Source organism: Mesorhizobium sp. M0174, from assembly GCF_040322275.1.
Lineage (GTDB): Bacteria > Pseudomonadota > Alphaproteobacteria > Rhizobiales > Rhizobiaceae > Mesorhizobium.
Map to the genome: position 1 here is coordinate 331410 of NZ_JAMYTB010000001.1, position 19960 is coordinate 351369.

Sequence of the window (19960 nt, forward strand, 5' to 3'; positions counted from 1 at the left end):
TCCGGCGAGGTCTGGCCAGGCGCTTCGCCCCGGCCATCATCGGCAGCGTCACTCCTGCGCTTCGGCCGCATCCGCCATCGCATTGGCCGCGTCCTGCGCACTCATATCCGGCGTTGCTACAAACTCCGTGATGCTATCCATTATTGCGCCGCGGACCTTTTGCGGAACCGTCATGTTGTGCGCCATTGAACGCACGAGCGTGCCGGCGGCGATCGAGGCTTGCAGATCCTTTTGCGAGAGTTGCTGGCAGGGATTGAAGCCGTTCGAAAGATCGACGTCGAGGCGGGCCGGGATGGACCCTTTGGTCTGATTGAAAATGGTCTGAAATTCGGGCGACAGGATGATGCTGGCAAGCAGCTTCTGTCCCTCGATGTAGTCCGGGTCCTTTTGCTTGAAGAACACGACCGAGTCCGAATTCAAGATGAAGCCGGGCTTGCCCCAATCGGTCGGCGCCTGTGCGCAGACATAGTCGGTGCCCTCCTTGAAGCCGCCGGCCGTCAGCAGGCCGATCGTCCAGTCGCCCATGATGTGGAAGGCGGCCTCGCCGCGGCCGACGAGATGCGACATGGTATCCCAGTCACGCCCGTTCATGCCGGGGTCCATGTACTTCGAGGTCATGGTGCGAAACTGCTCGAAGGCCTTGACCATGCCGTCGCTACGCATGGCATCGACGTCGCCCTCGACGAAAGCTTTCCTGTAGAGATCGAGGTCCTGACCGTACACGACCACTTCGAAGACCGTCGAGTCGGTCCAGTCGGCGGTCGAGTGCGAAATGCAGATCTTGCCGCTGGCCACGATCTTGTCGCAGGCGGCGTTGAATTCCGCCCATGTCTTCGGCATCTCGGTGACGCCCGCGTCCTTCATGACCTTCGGCGATGCCCACAGCCAGTTGATGCGGTGGATGTTCATCGGCGCTGCCACCCAATTCCCGGTCGGCTTCATCACCGGCAGCAATTCGGGAGCGACGACCTTCTCCCAATTTTCCGCCTTCGCCAGGTCGTCGAGATTGGCTGTCATGCCCGTCTCGTTCCATTCGGCGATCTCGGGGCCTTTGAGTTGCACAGCGGGAGGTGCGTTGCCGGCGATCACATCGGCACGCAGTTTGGCCAGGGTATTGGCCGTATGGCCTGCGATGGAGGTCTGCTGCCAGGTGCCACCCTTGGCGGTAAACATCTCGCCGAGCTTGGCGATAGCCTGGGCGTCCGATCCGGTGGCCCATTGATGCAAGAGGTTGGTCTTCGGCTCCGCGAGCGCTGTTCCGGTAATCAAGGTGAAGGCGGTAGCGGCCGCAAAGGCCGTCCTCAGGTATTTCATCGTTTCACTCCCATATGTGATGCACGGTTCGTTTCGACCGCTTGTGGCCTGCGATTTGAGGTCGTGGCCGGCGAGATGCAGTAATCTCCGTTCTTTCCAAGATGACATATTTGAGCTATCAGTCAACATGCTTTGTGCTCATCATGAACAAACCTTCGCTTAGAAATTGGCTGATCGACAGGCCGTCCGCGTCGCCGGAGAGCCTGATCGTCCGATGCTTGCGCGAGCGCGGCGTGCTTTCCGCGTCGCAAATTACCCGCATTACCGGTTTGGCGCGGTCGACGGTTTCAACCGCGCTCAACGGCTTGAGAAAGTCAGGGATGGTGATCGAATCCTCGGCCCATCGTGACGCGGCCAGGGGCATTGGCAGGCCGGCCACGGCATTGACGCTCAATCCCGCTGCGGGCACCTGCGTCGGCATCCACCTGGGCCTCGACGAGATGCGGTGCGTCGTCGCCGACGTCTCGCATTCTTTCGTTGCCGAACAAACTATCCCCATGGGTCTGGACTACCAGCCGCAACAGGCGGCCCAGCTCGCCAAGTCAGTAATTGCCCGATGCTACGAAGAGAACGGTCTGCCGATGGCGGGGCTCCTGGGGGTTGGGGTCTCCGTCTCGGGCCCAGTCAGCCGCGAAGGAGTGGTGCTGCGCGCGAGTATTGTTCCGACCTGGGCCGGGGTCAACATCCGCGATGTGTTCGGGCCGGTCCTCGAACAGCCGATCTTCGCCGACAATGAGAGCAACTGCTCGGCAATTGCCGAGCTGATGTGGGGTGCGGCCGTCGGCCACGACGATTTCGTGCTGTTCAAGGTCGATCTGGGCGTGGGCGGGGCCATTGTCCAGCACGGCCGGCTGGTGAGCGGCATCGCCGGCGGCGCCGGCGAATTCGGGCACATCAGCATCGATCCCGGCGGCGACCTTTGCCGGTGCGGCAATCGCGGATGCCTGGAGCTCTATGCCAGCTTTGCCCGGCCGCTCGAGCAGATTTCGCGCATCGTGCGGCGGCCGGTCACGATGGACGATGTGATCATGATGGCCGAGCAGGGCGACGTGAGGGCGCTGCGGATGATCGAGGACACCGCAGAGTTCGCCGGCCGTGGCCTTGGCCTGATCGGTTCGGTGCTCAATCCGCCGCTCATCATAATCGGCGGCCGCATGGCCTTGGCGGGCGACATTCTCCTGGCGCCACTGATCGCGTCATATGAACGCCATACGCTCATCAAGTCCCGCGATGTGGCGCCTGCGCTGCGCACGCGGATAATCGTTGGCAAGCACACGGAGAACGACGCACTGCTCGGCGCGGTCGGCCTCGTGCTGCGCCACAACAGCCGGCTTCAATGACCTGACTCCGCTCCGGGTGGTACTCTGAGGCTCGTTGTTCCAAATCGGTGCGCACCCGCATCGCAGCCAAGTCCCTCCGGCCTTTGGACTGGTTCACTCTGGCGCGTTAGAGCGTGGCCGATGATGAGCGTGCCGAGAGGTGTCACAAGAATCGCGTAGGTTTATGGTGTTAACGGGCAAAGCTTGGGGAGCAGTCGTCAATGCCGTATTGCTGCAGCAGGCCGAGCCCTACCTCTCGCCCGGCCGGGAAAACTGTAAGATGAAGCAAAGCGGAGTTGTCTTGCCGCACGGCGGTGGGCGGGTGGTGCCGGCTCTCGGGATCGACGTCCATGTGTGGCGGGTTGCTCTCGATGCTCCCCTTTCGCAGTCGGACATGGCCGTGCTCAATCCAGCCGAATTGACCAGGGGCGGACGGTTTGTTTTCGAGCAGGATCAGCGGCGCCATCTGGCAGCTCATGCCGGCTTACGCCGGGTGCTGTCCATGTACACCGGCCGAGCGCCGGGAGAACTCGATCTGCGGGAGACCCCACAGGGAAAGCCGTTCCTTGCGGACGGGCGCCTCGCCTTCAACCTTTCGCATTCGGGGGATCTTGCCCTTGTGGCCGTGGCTGCCGCCGGGCAAGTCGGCGTCGATGTCGAGCGCGTCGCCCCGCGGAGCGGCGAGATGTCCATGGCCCGTTCTCTGTTCGCGCCCGGCGAGATCGCACAACTTGAGTCACTGGCGCCAGAGGCCCGCCGCCTCATGTTCTGCCGGCTTTGGACTTGTCGCGAAGCCGTGCTCAAGGCTGCCGGCGTCGGCCTCTCCGGGGTGGGACTCGAGATTGGGATGGACGGGAGCGGCGAGGCCTATATCCTCTCGCCGCCACTGGAATTGGTTGAACCCCTCAGGCTCATTGAGTTCCGCCCAAGCGCGCACCACGTGGCCGCCGTCGCCTGGAGTGCACGCAGTCCTCAGGTCGTCGCACGCCGCTTCGATTTCGACTTGGGATTGCGTTGACGCTCCGGAACGGGCCTCGGGGACGCCTGTTTTTGGCGACGAGGATCGAGCGGACGGGTTTCTCTTCAAAAGCAGCCACATCGGCCTAAAAACTAATCAAATTGGCCTAAAAAGTAATCAAATCGGCTTAAAAGACACATTTTGCGATAAAAATGCTAACCTGGCGAGTTTTGCTCTTGGAGCTTCCGTTAGGACATGCACTTAAATACGCCGTGACTGTAAGTGCGCCGTGGGTTGGGCAACCCACGGTGTATACTAGGCGGGGGTCTGGGCATGAACATTCATCGTGGGGGCGATGCCCCTCAGCAGGTCATTGAGTCAACACAGCCAATCGCAGTTATCGGAATTGGTTGCCGGTTTCCTGGAGGAATCCAGGACGCGGACTCGTACTGGAACTTTCTCCTGGAGAAGAACTGCGGCATCGTCGATATCCCGGCGGATCGATGGAATGTCGATGCATTCTATGATCCGGAGCCCGATGCCCGGGGAAAGATGCGGACGCGCTGGGGTGGGTTTCTTGCCAGCGACGTTTTCGGCTTCGACCCGAGTTTCTTCGACATGTCGCCCCGCGAGGTGACAACGATGGACCCGCAGCAGCGCCTGGCGTTGCAAGTGGCCTTCGAGGCCGTCCAGGATTCCGAGCGCACATTGGCCGACCTGCGCCGCGGGCGCACCGGCGTGTTCATCGGAATCTCGACCAACGATTTCGCGCAGAACCTGCGCCGCGGACGTGTCGGTGGTGGGGATATTTTTGCCGGCACCGGTTCGGCGTTCTCGATCGCGGCCAACCGAATATCCCACCGTTTCGATCTGAAAGGGCCGAGTATCGCCGTCGACACGGCATGCTCGTCGGCGCTCGTTGCCATCGACCAAGCGGTGCGCCACCTGAGCACCGGCACCTGTGAGACGGCGCTCGCCGGCGGCGTCAACTGCATGCTCGATCCAGGCCCGTTTATCGCATTCTCCAGCGCCAACATGCTTTCGCCGACCGGCGGAATCTACACCTTCGACGAAAGGGCGGACGGGTTCGTGCGCGGCGAAGGCTGCGGTTTCGTTTTGCTGAAGCCTCTTGACCGGGCAATTGCCGACGGCGACCGGATCTATGGCGTGATCCGTCATTCGATGGTCAATCAGGACGGGTATACGCCCACCCTGACCTCGCCGAGCGGGGAAGCACAGCAAGAGATGCTGGAGGCGCTGGTGGAAGGCGCCGCCATCGATCCGGCCGATGTCGACTATGTCGAGGCCCATGGGACAGGCACGCCGGTCGGCGATCCAATCGAGGCGGCTGCCATCGGCCGCGTGTTCGGTGTGAATTCACGGTCAAAGCCGGCCTATGTCGGATCGTTCAAGCCCAATCTCGGCCACCTCGAATCAGCGTCCGGTATTGCGGGTTTCATCAAGACGGTGCTGACGGCGGGAAAGGACATCGTGCTGCCGAACCGGAATTTCGAGCGCCCGAATCCGAGCATTCCGTTCGACGCGCTCAACATCGCTGTAGCAACCACGCCGACGCCGATCGACCATCACGGCCGGCCGGTCCTGGCCGTCGTCAACTCCTTCGGCTTTGGCGGCACCAATGCCTCCATCGCAGTGGAAGGATGGCGGGGGTTGTCCGCGAACGCCAACCGTGCGCCAAGGCCGGTGATAGCCGGCCATCCGATAGCCGTCCCGATCTCGGCCGGCAGCACGGCGGGACTGGAACTGTGGGCCGGCCGTCTAGCCGATGCGCTGGAGCAGGGAGGCTCCCTTGCGGAGACGCCGGTCGAAGACATCACCGCCCATTTGAGCAGCGCGCGCGATAACTTCGCCCAACGGGCTGCGCTCATCGTCGAGCCGGAGCGTGCCGCGCTCCAGACCCAACTGCGCGCATTGGCTAAGGGAGCCATCGAGCAAAGCGCGGAAGGGCCAACCATCATCACCGGGAGGGCATCCAACCGTCGGCTCGCCATCGCCTTCTCGGGCCAGGGCGGCCAGTGGTGGGCCATGGCGCGCCGCCTGTTGAAGGAAGACCGTGCGTTTCGCCGAACCGCCGAGATGTTCGACGAAGTGCTGCGTCCGATGGTCGGCTGGTCGACCGTCGAGGAGATGCTGCGGGACGAGACGAAGACCCGCATCAACGATGCCGACGTTACCCAGGCATCCATCTTCACCACGCAGATATCCCTCTACGAGCGCTGGACAAAGGCCGGCGTGCGGCCTGAGCTTCTGATCGGCCACAGCTTCGGCGAGGTCGCGGCCACCTACGTTTCAGGTATCATCGATATCGAGACGGCGGCTCGCATCATTGCCAAACGCGGCCTCATCCCGCTGAAGAGCGAGCGGCGCGGTGCAATGGCCACGATAGGGCTGACGGTCCATCAACTCGAACCTTTGCTGCCCGGTGACGAAAGCGTTGTCATTGCCGCCTACAACGGCCCGATCGCGCAAACGATTTCCGGCATGGAGGACGCGGTGCTTGGCGTGCTGGCCAAGGTCGCGGAAGCCTATCCCGATGCGACGGCCCGCCGGATGACCATGGATTTCGGATGGCACAGCGCGCATCTGGAAGACTGCAAGGAATGGTTCCTCGGCGAACTGGGTCCGGTCGCCTGGAAAGAAGGCCGTCTGCCGATCATCTCGACGGTCACCGGCATATTCGAGACGAAGTTCGACGCCGACTACTGGTGGGCCAATTTGCGCCAACCCGTCAGCTTTACCAAGGCCTTGGATTTCACCCTCGATTTCGGCATCAATACTTTCCTGGAAATAGGTCCGCACCGCACGCTGACGCCGCTCATCCGAGGCATCTCGCAGGAGCGCGGGGTAGACGCCGCCGCGGTGAACTCGCTCGATCGCAAAACTGACGATTTCTGGACGCTGGCGCGGGCCGAGGGCAGCCTTCATGTTGCCGGCGTCGAATTCGACCGGCCGAAATCGTTGAGTGGCCACGTGGCCGTTCCCAAGTTACCCTGGAACAACCAGCGCCTGCTGAATACATCCGAGGAAACCAAGAACTTCCTGTTCGAGGCACCCCGGCACGCACTGCTTGGATGGCGCGACTTCACTGCGGCGCCGTCCTGGACGAACGAAATCACGCTCAGAGGCTTCAAATTCCTGGCTGACCATCGGGTCAGCGGCGATTGCCTCTTCCCGGCCGTCGGTTACATCGAAATCATGGGGGCCGCACTGCGCGACCATTTCGGCTCTGAGTCCGTGGAACTGCGTGATTTCAAGCTGTACGAAGCGCTTTCCATCGCGGAGGACGACGTCGTACTGTTTACGACGACGTTCGATCCGGTCGGTAGCAGGCTGCGCATCGCCACGTTCCATCGAGGTTCGGAGGATGGCTGGAGGACGCGTGCCGAAGCTTATGGCTTCAGCCACAAATATGAACTTGCACCAGCTCCTGCCGACCTGCTGCTGGATCGCCCGAACCTAGTCGAAAAGACGGAATTCTACCGTCTCGCCGAACGGCACGGGCTTGAATACGGTCCCTATTTCCAGTCGGTGAACGCACTCGACATTGTCGGCGACCGCCTGGTTGCCAAGCTGTCAAGCAAGGATCCCAACTTGGCGAAGCAGTATTTCGCCTTCCCCGGATTGCTGGACGCGGTGCTCCAGGCCGGCATCGGCCTGGCTTCACATCGAGACGGCGTGTGGGTTCCAGGTGAATCGCTGCCGCCGGCTAATGAAGACAAGGCCCAGTATCAGTTGCGCCTGCCGACCGGCGCCCGCAAGATCCTGCTGGGCGCTCCTTTGACGCCCGAGGTGATCGTCGACATCCAGCCGGGTCTCGACCCGTACTCGATGCGGTTCAGCGTGTTCTCGCCGGAAGGGCAGCCGCTCATCGTTCTCGACAACCTTCAGACCAAGGCGCTGGGCAAGGTCAGGAGCAGCAGGGCCAAGCAAGGTGCCGGCTCGGGCTCCAGTGTTTTCGAGGAGCATTTCGAGAAGCAGGAAGCCAAACCGGCAGCGCCCTCATTGCGTTGCGCCCACTGGTTGGTGGTGGGTGATGGAACGCAGCGCCTCGAAGCGACATTGGCTGAGCTGGTTAGCCGCGGAGCGACGGTCGAGGTCGCAAACCCCGCGCCGTTCCTGAACCTCGATGCGGATGAAGCGCTCGCCACGATCCGGGCATTCATGACCAAATCGGGTGGGACAGGTGGCATCCTGTTCAGCGCCGCCACCCCCGAAAAACTCGACGACAAAGCAGGCGGGGACGAGCTTCTCGCCAGGATCACGCCTATCGTGCACCAATTGATCACGCTTGGAAAAGTCATCGACCGGCTGCACAGTTCGTCCGAACAGCGGCCCGAACTGGTTGTCGTCACGTCCGGCAGCCGGCTTGTGCAAGGTGACCAGCCGATGAGCCTTTCAGGCCTGAGTGAGAGCGCCTTAATCGGCATTGCTCGCACAATGGCAAACGAGTTCAAAGGTTTGGGCATCCGCCTTATCGATGCGGATCCCACATCGCTGCAGTCGGGGGTGAGCATTTCGGGCGCCGTGCTGGAGGAAACCGCAGAGACGGAATTCATCCTGCGTGGCGCCGAACGCTATGTCCCGCGGCTGGAGCAACTGGCTTTGCACGAAGTGGCGCCGTTGCGGCGGACGCTGGAGACCGCGCGGGATTCTTCAAACTTCGCCGTCACCATGACGGGGCCTGGCACCATCGACAACATCGTACTACGCGAAATCGCCGATCCCGAATTGGCGCCAGACGAGGTCATGGTCGAGGTCGCCGCGGTCGGATTGAACTTCCGCGACATCATGGCGGCCACCAGCATCTTGCCGGACGAGTTGGAGAATGACGAGGCATACTGGCGCAATCTCGGGCTGGAGTTCGCCGGCACCGTCCGCAGGGTCGGCGAACGGGTGACCAATCTCAAGCCCGGCGATCGCATCATGGGTATGGGCAAGGGCTACCTCAGACGCTTCGCCAAGCTCCGGGCGGATCTCGCCATGCGCGTACCCGATGGTATTGATCTGATCCAGGCCGCGACCCTCCCGACAGCCTTCCTTACCGCTCACTACGCTCTCAAACATATCGGCCGATTGGCACAGGACGAAACCGCGCTGATCCATCTGGCTTCGGGTGGTGTCGGGCTCGCCGCCATCCAGGTCGCGCATGATGTGGGGGCTCGAGTCTTCGGCACTGCAGGCAGCGACACAAAACGCGCCTTCCTGAAGACATGGGGCGTGGATGAGGTCATGAACTCGCGCGCTCTCGATTTCGCCGACGAGGTGCGTTCCCTTACGCGTGGCCGCGGCGTCGACGTGGTGCTGAACGCGCTGTCTGGCAACGGCATCGACAAGAGTCTGGAGTGCCTGGCGCCCTTCGGCAGGATGGTCGAAATCGGCAAGCGCGATCTCGCCGACGACAAGCCGATCGGGCTTCGCTCGCTTTATCGCAACAACGCCTATTCGGTCATCGATCTCTCGACGCTCCCCGTCGAGAAGGAGAGCCTCTTCAGGCAATTGCTGGTGGAGGTGGAGGCTAAGGTTGCCGCCGGCGTCTATAAGCCGCTGGAGGCGACCCGCTTCCCGGCATCGCGCGCGGCAGAAGCCATGCGCATGCTTTCGCGAGCGCTGCACATCGGTAAGGTGATCGTCACTTTCGACGAACCTTCCGTGGACATCGAACTTGACCTCGGCGCACAGTTCGCCGTCTCCGCTCAGGCTTCCTACCTCGTCACTGGTGGGCTCAAGGGATTTGGCGTTGCGATCGCCGAGTGGCTCAGTCAGAAAGGCGCGGGAACCATCATCCTTGCCAATCGAAGCGGTGTTCCAGATGCCGAAGCGGCTGTGGCCATCGAGATCATGGAGCAACGTGGCACGCGCATCGTTCGCGCCGCTCTGGACGTGACCGATGCTACTGCCGTCGGCAGGCTGATCGGCGAATATGCTGGGGGTGACGCTCCTCTGCGCGGCATCGTGCACGGCGCCGCGGTGATAGAGGACGCTTTCGTCTCGCAGCTCGATGCAGGCAAGATCGACCGCGTGCTGAGGCCGAAGATAGCCGGCGGGTGGAACTTGCATGTCGCCGTTGTCGAACACGATATTCCGCTGGATTTCTTCGTGAATTTCTCGTCGATCGCGCAGGTTATCGGTTCGTCTGGGCAGGCCAACTACACAGCGGCCAACTCTGTTTTGGACGCAATCGCCACGTACCGCAGGGGTCGCAACCTGGCCGGCTCGTCCACCGCCTGGGGCATGATCGCCGGCAGTGGATTCGTTGCCAGGTCGGAAGCAATGACCAACTATCTCGATAGCGTAGGCATCAAGCCGGTTCAGGATTCTGAAGCGGCGGCGGCCCTGTCCTATCTTGTGCGCGCCAGATCGGAGAATCTCGGCTTTGCCAATATCGACTGGGCTGCGATCGCTCGCACGAACCCCGGCGCAGCGACGAATCCGAGGATTTCGCCGCTGCTTGGAGACAGAACCGGAGGGCGGTCTCGCATTCAGGCCGAGCTTGCAGCCGCGCCGCGCGAGGCGTGGGACGACCTGCTCGCCGACATGATCCGGCGCGAAGTGGCGAAAGTCCTCAAGGTCGAGGCAAGCGCCTTGGCGGATGACCGCAAGCTCAGTGAGCTCGGTCTCGACTCCCTCTCATCGTTCGAACTGAAAAATCGCGTCGAGGCTCAGGTCGAAGTCGACATCCCTGTCGCCAAGTTCCTGCAAGCGCCGACGATCGCGGGACTGTCGCGCCTCGTTGCTTCCGCTTTTGAGGCGAAACTGAAGGCGTCCGCCTTGCAGGTCCTGGCCGCACAAGCGAGTTCCGATGGCGTTGCAGCGCAGGAAGCCTTCCGGCCTCTTGGCCGCCAGGTCAATGCGATGATGCTGGACGGACTGCCGATGTCGTCGGCGGTCGCAAAGGCGGACAATCAGATCCTGGTCGAGACGAGTATTGAGCCTGGCGTGTCGCTGGCCGCGCTTGCGACAAGATTGGCGCGACTGGTCGAGCGACACGACGCGCTCCGGATGACCGGTGCGATATCGGCGTCCGGCGCCGTGGAGATAGGCTTCGAGGCTCAACCGATTGTTGAAGTGCTTTCGCCGGGCGGTCGTTTGGGCGATGTGGCGCTGCCTGGTCCGCTATGGCGGATCGGCGCGTGGCAGCGGCAGGATGGCGGTCACGAGCTACAAATCCGGGCTCATCGCGCGGCTGCGGACACGTTGTCGGTTCATCTTTTGCTTGCGCAGCTTGTGCAAGGCGAAGCAGAAGCGGTCGAAGCAGGGCCTAGTTTTACCGACTACGCGCGCGCAGCTCATCCGATGCCCGGATCGAGCGAGTATCGTCGCGACCTCGCCTATTGGAAGGAGATACTTCACCACGCGCCTGCGATCGCACCGATCCCCGGCCGCAGTCGTGCCGCGTCTCCCGTCGGTATGGGAACCAACAGGGGCCGTGTCGGGTTGCTGGAGATCACGCTTCCAGCAGCAGCATTCGCGTCGGGATCGGAGTTGCCGGCCGCGCGCTTTCTGGCCGCCTATGCCAAGGCCTTGGCAAGCCGCCTCTCGCTCCGATCAATCGTCGTCGACCGCTGGTATAGCGAGCGCGGGCAGGGAGCACCAAGCGGATTGATAGGCCCCTTGGATGGGTCCTATCCGATTGTCCTGCGAGCCATGAATGAACTCGGTTACGATCTGCTGAGGAAGGTCGAGCGTGCCGACGCAAACGGCCACGCGCATCGGTCAATGGATACGTCGTCTCTGGAACTGGCGCTCGAAGAAGATCTGCGCATTCGCCATGTTTCGCTGCGCCAATTCGGCTTCGCTTTTCTCGACCGTAGCCAAGTTACGGCGCTCGCCGCCTTGGACCATCCTCTCGATGCGATCCCCGCATCCGCGCACGAGATACAATTGTCCGCAGCGACCAGCGAAGCCGGCGTTGTCTGCCGGCTGACCGTGGATCTCGACGTTGTCGAAGAAGCAGCAGCGCGGTTGCTACTCGATCAGTTTCTCGACGAGCTTTCCTGCGAGCTCGAAACGTCAGGCCGCCTGGTGCCCATCGCAATGGGCTGGAGTCTGCGCGAGTGGTCCGGTCAGCCGAGTGGAGGCCAGGATGTCGAGCGCTCACCGCTCGACGGCGTGCCCAACGTCGAAAGAGAGATAGCAGTAACTAGCACGCAATTGGGATTACTGCGTTTCCAGGAACATCCAGACGCGACTTCGCGTGCGCGTGCCGCATTCATTGTAAGCAAGGAGTTCAAGATCCGGCCGCAAATGGACGCCGATCGTCTCAGACGGGCGATCGAAACGGTCATGGCGCGACACGAGGTGATGCGTACCCGGTTCTTCCGCAAGGGGGCTAGATACGGCGCGTATCTGGAAAGGACGCCGACCGATTTCTTCAGGGTCGAGCAAGTCGCCGACGAATCCGAAGCGTTGGAGCGCGCAACCGAACTCGCGCAGGAAGGCATAGATATCCAGGCGCCGATGTTCCGTGTCACCGTCATCCGGTTCGGCTCCGAGAGCGACCTTATCGTCGCCAAGGCACATCATCTCGTTGTTGACGGCTATTCCCTCGGCCTCATCGTCGAGGAAACAGTCAAGGCTTATCTCGGCCTGCCTCTTGATCCGGTGGAAATGAGTATCGACCGATTCATCCGGGATTTCGACCATGTCGGAAAGCCTGGTTCGTTCGAACGGCGCGACGCATTCCTGCGCAAGGTATTCGCCGAGCCCTTGCCGCAAATTCCCAATCTCGGGCGCAAGGCGAAAGGCCGCCGGACGAATGTCAACCTGATCGATTGCAGCCTTAGCGAGGACGTGACGCTCTCGATAGCCAGCGACCAGCAGGATGCGCTGCGCAAGCGTGCCAGGGCAGCCGGCACGACGGAAACGGCCATGATCATCGCGGCCTTTGCGCAGACCATCGGGTCGCGCGGCGGCGTGGACGATATGGTGATGCAGGTTCCAGCAGCGTTGCGCCACGACCGGCGGCTGGAGAACTATGTCAATTTCGTCGCCTCGGACGTCCCTGTGCGTGCGCGGCTGTCTCGGTTCGAGACAATCGAAGCGTTAGCCGGTTCGCTCGGAGAAGGGATCGAAGAGGCTATCCAGTTCGCGCCCTTCATGGATTCGAACTACTTCGGAGACGTGCATGACGAAGTCGTGGCCAAGGGCTCCTATACCTCCCTCTTCGTCGCCGGCACCCAAACAGTCGACAGATGGACACGCGCCACGCAGTCGGCCCCCCTTCAAAGGGCCCATGCCGGTGGCGAACTTGATCTCGGCATGTTCAAAGTGACGCCCCTGCCTGACATGCGACGAGAAAAACCACGTACCAGCGAGATGGATCTGCGTACCTTTCCGACCGCGAACGGTCTTGGTCTGACCTTGATATTCGACCAATTGGGCTATGACCGTGCAGAAGCAGAAGATATCCTGAGGGAAGTCATCGAACGACTGTTGGCTGGGCAACCGGCGGTCGATGCAGCCGAGCAGGCGGCGATATAGTGATGCGTCGATTCAGGGGTCAGCGGGGCCGGTGGAAGCCGGTGCAGGTAAAAGGCACGTGATTCGCTTCATCTTAATCTTGTTTGCCGTTCTGGCGGCAGTCGGGCTCTTTTCTGGTTGGTATATCTGGCCTGCTCAGGTGGAGTCCTATGTCGCCCAGCGAAGGCTGATCGCGCGTGAAATCGCCGGACCCGGCCTCCTTGGTGCAACCAACCAGGTCGTCGTGACGGCAAGGATCCAGGCATTCCTGGCCGACGTTCGCGTCGACCGGAATGACGAGGTAAAGACCGGCGATATCCTCGCCACGCTAAACGCGACTGAAATCGAGTATCAGCTTGCCGCAGCGGTCGCCAACGACCGGGCCGCGGCGGAGAGCGTGCGCGAGGCCGAATTGGAGCGTGACCGGCTGGTTATCGCCGCCCGTACTGCAAAGGCAGATCTGGATCGCAGGAAGAGCCTGCTCGCCAGCAAATCGATTTCTCAGGCCGAGTTCGACCTCTTCGAAGGCACCCAGAAGCAAGCCGAGGCCGCATTGGCGCGAGCGACCGCTAGCATCGAGCGCGCAAAGGCCCAGGCCGCGGCCGCCTCCGCCGAGGTCGAGCAGATACGGAGCCGTTTCGGCGAAACCTCGATACGCTCGCCTGTCAATGGGGTGGTGATTTCCCGCAGCCGCACGGTGGGAGACCTGCTTTCTCCGGGCGTCGAACTGATGCAGATCGTCGACCCGACGTCATTGCTGGTCATGGCGCGCTTCGACGAATCCGCGATGGGGTCGCTTCGGCCGGGGCAAGTAGCCAAAGTCACCTTCTCATCGGATCCGCAACGGCCCTACGCTGCTTCCATTGCGCGGATCGGCCGGCAGGTCGATCAAGAGACGCGCGAGTTCACGGTCGATCTTAAATTGCGCGAGGTGCCGGCGAACTGGGCTGTGGGTCAGCGTGCAAGCGTCACCATCCAAGCGGAATCGCCGTCACCGGGCATCGCGGTGCCACAGCGATTCCTGGCGAGAAACCAGGGACGGGTGGGTCTTTGGATTGCACATGACGGGCGGGCCTATTGGGCTCCTGTTTCGCTGGGCTACTCCAGCGGCACCGATATCGAGATCACGCGCGGCCTAAAGGTCGGTGATGTCGTGCTCAGTCCGACAGGCCGCTTCCAGTACCAAGCGGTTAACCTCCAGGCATTGAGCAGGTGAATCTCGCGGTCAAAGATATCAGGCATAACCTGCTGAGGTTCATCCTGACCGTTTTCGGCGTCGGCCTGCTGATGGCGGCGACGATCGGCATGCTGGGCATGTATCGCGGCATCGTCTACGAAGCCTTGATCGTGATCGACGGCATTGGTGCCGACCTCTGGGTCGTCGAAGGGGGAAAGTCCGGACCGTTCGCCGAATCCTCCGCCGTACCGGCCAATCTCGATCGCCGCGTGGCCGGTGTGGCCGGTGTGGCGGCAACGCGCCGGTTCATCCAATACAACCAGCAGTTCGAAATTGACGCGCTTCCGCTGCGAATGTCCGTCACTGGTGTGGACTATCCAAGCGACAGTGGCAGCTGGATACCGTTGATCGCCGGCCGGTACTTCCAATCAAATCGCTACGAGGCCATAGCCGACAAGACTTTAGGCCTGGTTGTGGGTGACGAGATCCGGCTTGGACGAGATAGCTATACGATTGTCGGCGTGTCGTCCGGGCAGGTCGACATGGGTGGCGACGGATTGTTGTTCGTCACCATCCCGGACGCGCAGGTCATCAACCGACTGCTGCCCAGCGAGGCGATCCTCCTCAACCGTGCGGCCAAGGGCAAGACGCGCATGGGTCTCGGCGACGAGACCGGAAGTGTCGCTGCGGTCATCGTCGAAACTCTCCCGGGCGCTGACAAGGAGGTCGTGCGTGACTCGATCAAACGCTGGGGCGACGTCGAGGTCCTCACGCAGCAGGACCAGGAAACGCTTCTACTGGACGGCCGCCTCGGCAAGCTCCGCGTCCAGATCCTGGCTTTCACGACGATGACGCTGCTGATCTGCTGCGCCGTCATAGCACTGACCATCTATACGATGACAATCGAGAAGGTCGCGCAGATAGCACTTCTGAAGCTGATCGGCGCCCGTGACCGGGTGATCATCGGCATGATTGCGCAGCAGGCGGGGCTGATCGGCTTTTGCAGCCTCGTTCTGGCCATAGCCATCTCGTTTACGATCTATCCGAGATTTCCGAGAACTGTGCTGATGACCGAATCCGATCTTGGCGTGTTGTCGTTCGTGCTGATGGCACTCAGCCTTGCGGCCAGCTGGTTTGCGATTCGTCGCGCGCTCGCGGTCCGTGCCCAGGAAGTGTTGGCCTGATGTCGAAGCGCCGCCTCGCCACGCTGGAGGTTCGGAATGCCAGCAAGGTCTACGAGAGCGGCGGCTCGCCGGTCACCGCGTTGGCGGCAGGTTCGCTGACCTTGAGCCCCGGCAGTGTTACCGGTATCGTCGGGCCCAGCGGCTCCGGCAAGACGACGCTGCTGATGATTGCCGGTCTGCTGGAGACACCGACAACGGGAGAGGTCCTGTTCGACGGCAAGGTGATTTCGCGTCCCGGTGCGAAGCTCAACGAGCTACGGGCCTTCAGGCGGACCCATCTTGGGTTTGTGTTCCAGAAAGCGAACCTGATCCCCTTTCTCACGGCCGCCGAAAACATTGCCATCGCCATGCAGGTCAATGATGTCGGTCGCCAGCAGGCGCAGGCGCGAGCCAGCCGGCTTCTCGCCGCGTTGGGCATCGAACATCGCGGCTCCAATTATCCTTCCCAACTTTCCGGCGGCGAACAGCAGCGTGTTTCAATCGCCAGGGCCTTGGCAAACGATCCCACCGTTATTCTAGCCGACGAACCTACCGCCGCACTGGATGGTACACGGGCGGAGATGGTGATGAAGGTGTTCAGGCATCTGGCGGACAGCCGCAATGTCGCGATCTGCGTTGTGACCCACGATACGCGCTGGAAAACTTATTTCGATTCGATGCTCGAGCTCGAGGATGGGCGGGCACGAGAGCCGTCTCCCTTTGGCATGATGGCTGAACGGCATTGATCACCGCTCGACGCGGCCATGGCGGTGTTCCCGCTGAGAAGATGTTATGGCGATCCAACACGCGCCGCCTTCAATGTCATGGGCTGCACCGGCCGAAAGGACTGTCAAAGACTTACGAGTTGCTGGCCGAAGCGGCGGTGCTGAGGTTCACTACGCGACACGCACCGTGCGCTGCCTCGGCTTGATCGCTGTGGCGAGCAGCAGGCCGGCGATGATGAGGGCGGCGCCGGCGAGATCGTAGTCGTGCAAGCTTTCGCCGAGGAACAGATAAGCGAGAACAGCGACGAAGGCGGTCTGCAGATAGAGCAGCATGCTGGCGCGCCCGGCGCCAAGCGTCTCGACGCTACGGTTGTAGAGATAGTACATCAGGGCGCCGCCCGGGCCAGCAACATAGGCGAGGGCCAGCAGGCCGTTCGCATGCAGCGCCGAACGATCCCCGGAAAACAGTTCCCAGAGATAAAGGGGCAGTGCGGCCAGCGCGCCGGCTCCCAGCAGCAGGACCACCATCGGCAGAAGCTCGATAGCGAATTTGGCGCGACGCAGCAGCACGGTGTAGAGGCCCCAGCAAAAGGCGCTGCCGACGATCCACAACTCGCCGGGATTGAATTGCAGCTGCATCAGCGCGGCAAGGTCGCCGCGCGCCACGATCACCACCATCCCGGCCAGAGCGACCAGCGCTCCAAGCGCTTTCCAGACACCGAGGGGCTCGCCGAGCACGAAGCGGGCAAGCACCATCGTCATGATCGGCGACAGCGCCATGATGATGCCGGCGGTTGTCGCGTTGGTGTAGTTGAGGCCCGTGTAGATCATGCCCTGACACAAGGTCAGCCCGATGGCGCCGATGACCAGCACCTCGATCACCCGGGAATGGATCAGCACGAGCATCGCCCCGTGATGACGATGGACGATAGGGAGCAGGATCGCGCAGGCAACCGTCAGCCGCCAGAAGCAGAGCGCCCAGGGCGGCATCTCGGGGGCAACCCACTTGGCGGCGATATAGACGCCGGCCGACAGGAGCCAGCAGAGCGTCGCGAGGGAATAGGCGAGCGGAAGTGATGCGCCGGGCGTCGCCTTCGCTACACTTGGATGTGCTATCGGCAGCGATTGGATATCCGTCTCCTCCCACCGCAGACTTTAGCAGATTTGCAGCGCCTTGCTAAGCAGCGACAACAGCTGTTTCACCAGCCAGTGCAATCGGTGGGTCATTGTGGGTCCCGCCGTTCACGGTCTCGTTCCTTTCCAACGCATGTTGGCCCATGAGCAACTCGATACCGAAAAGCGCAAGCCGTATCGATTTCGCGCGATACGAATGTGAGATTCATATCGCGCGACAGATATTCGGGCGGTTGCCACAATCTCCTCGCGCCATATTTCTACCGAGAGCAGATCTGTCGCGAATTCCTGGCCCTCGGATCACGCGCCGCTGTTTCGAAGCAATTGGAAGAATAAGCCACTGATTTCCGTTTACACAAAGAGCACGACGCAAATCCATGCGAAGGGACTTCCGATGCATGCCGGCTTCCGAGGAAGCGTACTCGTAGCGGTGTTGGGAGCCGTCATGGCGAGCTGCGCTGGCATTCCGGCGCAAAAAGCCGAGGCAATAATCGGCTATGGCCCCAACCCCACTTTACCGAAACCAAGACCGACGCTGATCCCGACTGTTAACATCGCCGAGGCGAAAGGCTGGCAGAAAGGAGGTATGCCGACCCCGGCGAAGGGGCTGGCAGTGAACGCCTTCGCTACCGGCCTCGACCATCCGCGCTGGCTGCATGTGCTTCCGAACGGCGACGTGCTGGTTGCTGAAACCAATGCCCCTGCCAAGCATGACGAAGGCTTCAGTCTTAGAAAGGTCTTCATGGACCTGGCTATGAAGCGGGCCGGCGCCGCAACCAAAAGCGCCAACCGCATCACGCTCCTGCGCGACACTGATGGCGACGGCATTGCGGATGTGCGAACGACGTTCGCGGAAGGCCTCAATTCGCCGTTCGGCATGACGCTGTCCAAAGGCAAGCTCTTTGTCGCGAATACCGACGCGCTTGTCGCTTTCCCCTATTCCAACGGCCAGACCCGAGTCAGCACGTCGCCGGAAAAGATCATCGACTTGCCGGCCGGGGACCTCAACCATCATTGGACCAAGGACGTGATCGCAAGTCCGGATGGACGCAAGCTCTATGTCACCGTTGGTTCCAACAGCAACGTTGGAGAAAACGGCATAGCCGCGGAGAAGAACCGCGCCGCTGTCCTTGAAGTGGATCGGTCGAGCCGTCGTACTCGGGTCTTCGCCTCGGGCCTGCGCAACCCGAACGGGCTCTCCTGGAATCCTGAAACTGGCGAGCTTTGGGTCGCCGTGAACGAGCGTGACGAGATCGGCGACGACCTCGTGCCGGATTACATGACCTCGGTTCGTGACGGCGCCTTCTATGGTTGGCCCTACAGCTACTACGGACAGAACGTCGACGAACGCGCCAAGCCGCAGCGCCCCGATCTCGTGGCGACGGCGGTCAAGCCCGACTACGCCCTGGGCTCTCATACCGCCTCGCTGGGACTGACCTTCTCCAAAGGCGCCCGGCTCGGTCCGGCCTACGGCAACGGCGCCTTCGTCGGCCAGCACGGCTCGTGGAATAGAAGCGTGCATAGCGGCTATAAGGTGATCTTCGTGCCGTTCCGTGGTGGCAAACCGAGCGGCCCTCCGAAAGATGTGCTCACTGGCTTCATCGGGCGTAATGGCGAGGCGATGGGCCGTCCAGTCGGCGTAGCTATCGATCAGACTGGCGCACTGCTCGTCGCCGACGACGTCGGTAATGTCATCTGGCGGGTCCGCCGGGCGAATGGCCGTTGAGCGTAGGTGCCTTTCTGATTCCGACCTCAGCCTTCGGCTACAGCGCCACGCCCGATATGACTTTCATTCGGCTGCGACTCAATGCAAATGCCAGTTGACGACACCGCGCCTGCCGCATGTCGGCCGCTACGGCGAGGTCTATTTTGCGCATGGCTATTCGGGCAAGGGTGAACCTGTCGACGCTGCCGTTCCCCGGCGGCACGGCGCTGAGCGGCCCGCTCCACGTGCTCGGCATGCTTTGGTACGCACGGCGCGACCGCATCAAACATTGAGCGCAGGCAGTGGCAACTTCTGTCCCGCAGGATCAAGCCTGCGTAGCCGGGACGCCGATAGACTTGCCTGCTTTTCCGCAGCTAATAGATCGATATGATTGCAGGATTAACCATTTCATAGCCCAGGCGCGGCTCCGATTTGCCTTTCGAAATCCCGCTGGAGGCAGTTCCGGTTGAACTGCGATCCAGCTTTGTTTCCCTGGTTTTCTTGATCGTGCTGCGCGACACGTCGGCGCAGGCCGACGCTGTGTTGACCACCCTCTTTTTCTCGTGCGCAACGGCTGCGGTGGATACGGCAATCACCATTGCCGCACAAATAATCGCCAATCTCATTGATTCCCCCCTTAGAGCACCGCAAACGTGTGGTCGACTGCCTTGAGACGCCGGCGAAGAGGTTACTCGCGCCTGGCCGATCCATGCGGCTTCCGACTGCCCAAGAATGTGACTACATTAGCTGAAGCGCAAGTAACCATTTCGGACTAGGCAACGGGTTCACCCTTCGACGGAAAGCGGCTGAGCTGCCGGCGAAAAGGCAGGCGTTTTAGCCGTTTCCGCCGCCGGGCGCCTTCTGAGAGCGACGCAGTCGATCGCGACGGAATGCGGCTATGCAGGAGGCTGGCAGAATAGACCGACAGCTCTGCTTCGAGCGCAACGCTCGCCGGCCAGAGGCTCGGAATCACCAAAGTCGACGA

At 61.7% G+C, this 19960-nt stretch carries 11 protein-coding genes and 1 pseudogene; 8 read left to right on the forward strand and 4 right to left on the reverse strand.

Annotated features, from left to right (window positions below):
* Nucleotides 1-48 precede the first annotated feature (48 nt).
* Both NKJ13_RS01585 and NKJ13_RS01590 read right to left on the reverse strand, forming a co-directional pair.
* On the reverse strand, nt 49-1314 hold the full coding sequence (locus NKJ13_RS01585; RefSeq protein ID WP_352506261.1) for an ABC transporter substrate-binding protein: 1266 nt from the start codon (nt 1312-1314) through the stop codon (nt 49-51).
* Between the two features lie 118 nt (nt 1315-1432).
* Entirely contained in the window at nt 1433-1693 is a 261-nt protein-coding gene (locus NKJ13_RS01590) for a hypothetical protein (protein WP_352777130.1), read from the reverse strand.
* Here NKJ13_RS01590 and NKJ13_RS01595 point away from each other — a divergent pair.
* The 6 genes from NKJ13_RS01595 (at nt 1575) to NKJ13_RS01620 (ending at nt 16157) form a co-directional block, all read left to right on the forward strand.
* Nucleotides 1575-2654 carry an ROK family protein gene (locus NKJ13_RS01595; protein WP_352777113.1) on the forward strand — a complete coding sequence of 360 codons (1080 nt, stop codon included), beginning with the start codon at nt 1575-1577 and terminating at the stop codon, nt 2652-2654. The genes NKJ13_RS01590 and NKJ13_RS01595 overlap by 119 nt on opposite strands.
* Before the next feature lie 259 nt (nt 2655-2913).
* Nucleotides 2914-3651, forward strand: a complete 738-nt coding sequence (locus NKJ13_RS01600) for a 4'-phosphopantetheinyl transferase family protein (RefSeq protein WP_352506259.1) — start codon at nt 2914-2916, stop codon at nt 3649-3651.
* Between the two features lie 273 nt (nt 3652-3924).
* Nucleotides 3925-13092, forward strand: a complete 9168-nt coding sequence (locus NKJ13_RS01605; protein WP_352776992.1) for an SDR family NAD(P)-dependent oxidoreductase — start codon at nt 3925-3927, stop codon at nt 13090-13092.
* A gap of 58 nt (nt 13093-13150) precedes the next feature.
* Nucleotides 13151-14287: an efflux RND transporter periplasmic adaptor subunit gene (locus tag NKJ13_RS01610; RefSeq protein WP_352736947.1), complete on the forward strand. Its 1137-nt coding sequence runs from the start codon at nt 13151-13153 to the stop codon at nt 14285-14287.
* Nucleotides 14284-15432, forward strand: coding sequence for an ABC transporter permease (locus NKJ13_RS01615; protein ID WP_352736946.1), 1149 nt, complete (start codon nt 14284-14286; stop codon nt 15430-15432). Before NKJ13_RS01610 ends, NKJ13_RS01615 begins: the two co-directional genes overlap by 4 nt.
* Nucleotides 15432-16157 (forward strand): ABC transporter ATP-binding protein, encoded by a 726-nt coding sequence (locus tag NKJ13_RS01620; RefSeq protein ID WP_352478380.1) that lies wholly within the window; start codon nt 15432-15434, stop codon nt 16155-16157. Before NKJ13_RS01615 ends, NKJ13_RS01620 begins: the two co-directional genes overlap by 1 nt.
* Nucleotides 16158-16307: 150 nt before the next feature.
* On the opposite strand, the gene NKJ13_RS01625 is transcribed toward NKJ13_RS01620, so the two are convergent.
* Nucleotides 16308-17267, reverse strand: a complete 960-nt coding sequence (locus NKJ13_RS01625) for a DMT family transporter (protein ID WP_352737025.1) — start codon at nt 17265-17267, stop codon at nt 16308-16310.
* Nucleotides 17268-17664: 397 nt separating this feature from the next.
* On the opposite strand from NKJ13_RS01625, the gene NKJ13_RS01630 reads away from it, so the two are divergent.
* Entirely contained in the window at nt 17665-18996 is a 1332-nt protein-coding gene (locus tag NKJ13_RS01630; RefSeq protein WP_352736945.1) for a PQQ-dependent sugar dehydrogenase, read from the forward strand.
* Between the two features lie 94 nt (nt 18997-19090).
* Nucleotides 19091-19268, forward strand: a pseudogene (locus NKJ13_RS01635) (FAD-dependent oxidoreductase); the annotation flags it as partial.
* A gap of 81 nt (nt 19269-19349) precedes the next feature.
* Here NKJ13_RS01635 and NKJ13_RS01640 read toward each other — a convergent pair.
* On the reverse strand, nt 19350-19601 hold the full coding sequence (locus NKJ13_RS01640; RefSeq protein ID WP_352736944.1) for a hypothetical protein: 252 nt from the start codon (nt 19599-19601) through the stop codon (nt 19350-19352).
* Between the last annotated feature and the right edge of the window lie 359 nt (nt 19602-19960).

Bases quoted from the DNA above. Each gene is read 5' to 3' on its own strand.
- NKJ13_RS01585 (WP_352506261.1), bottom strand. From the start codon at position 1,314: ATGAAATACCTGAGGACGGCCTTTGCGGCCGCTACCGCCTTCACCTTG.
- NKJ13_RS01640 (WP_352736944.1), bottom strand. From the start codon at position 19,601: ATGAGATTGGCGATTATTTGTGCGGCAATGGTGATTGCCGTATCCACC.
- NKJ13_RS01600 (WP_352506259.1), top strand. From the start codon at position 2,914: ATGAAGCAAAGCGGAGTTGTCTTGCCGCACGGCGGTGGGCGGGTGGTG.
- NKJ13_RS01605 (WP_352776992.1), top strand. From the start codon at position 3,925: ATGAACATTCATCGTGGGGGCGATGCCCCTCAGCAGGTCATTGAGTCA.
- NKJ13_RS01620 (WP_352478380.1), top strand. From the start codon at position 15,432: ATGTCGAAGCGCCGCCTCGCCACGCTGGAGGTTCGGAATGCCAGCAAG.
- NKJ13_RS01630 (WP_352736945.1), top strand. From the start codon at position 17,665: ATGCATGCCGGCTTCCGAGGAAGCGTACTCGTAGCGGTGTTGGGAGCC.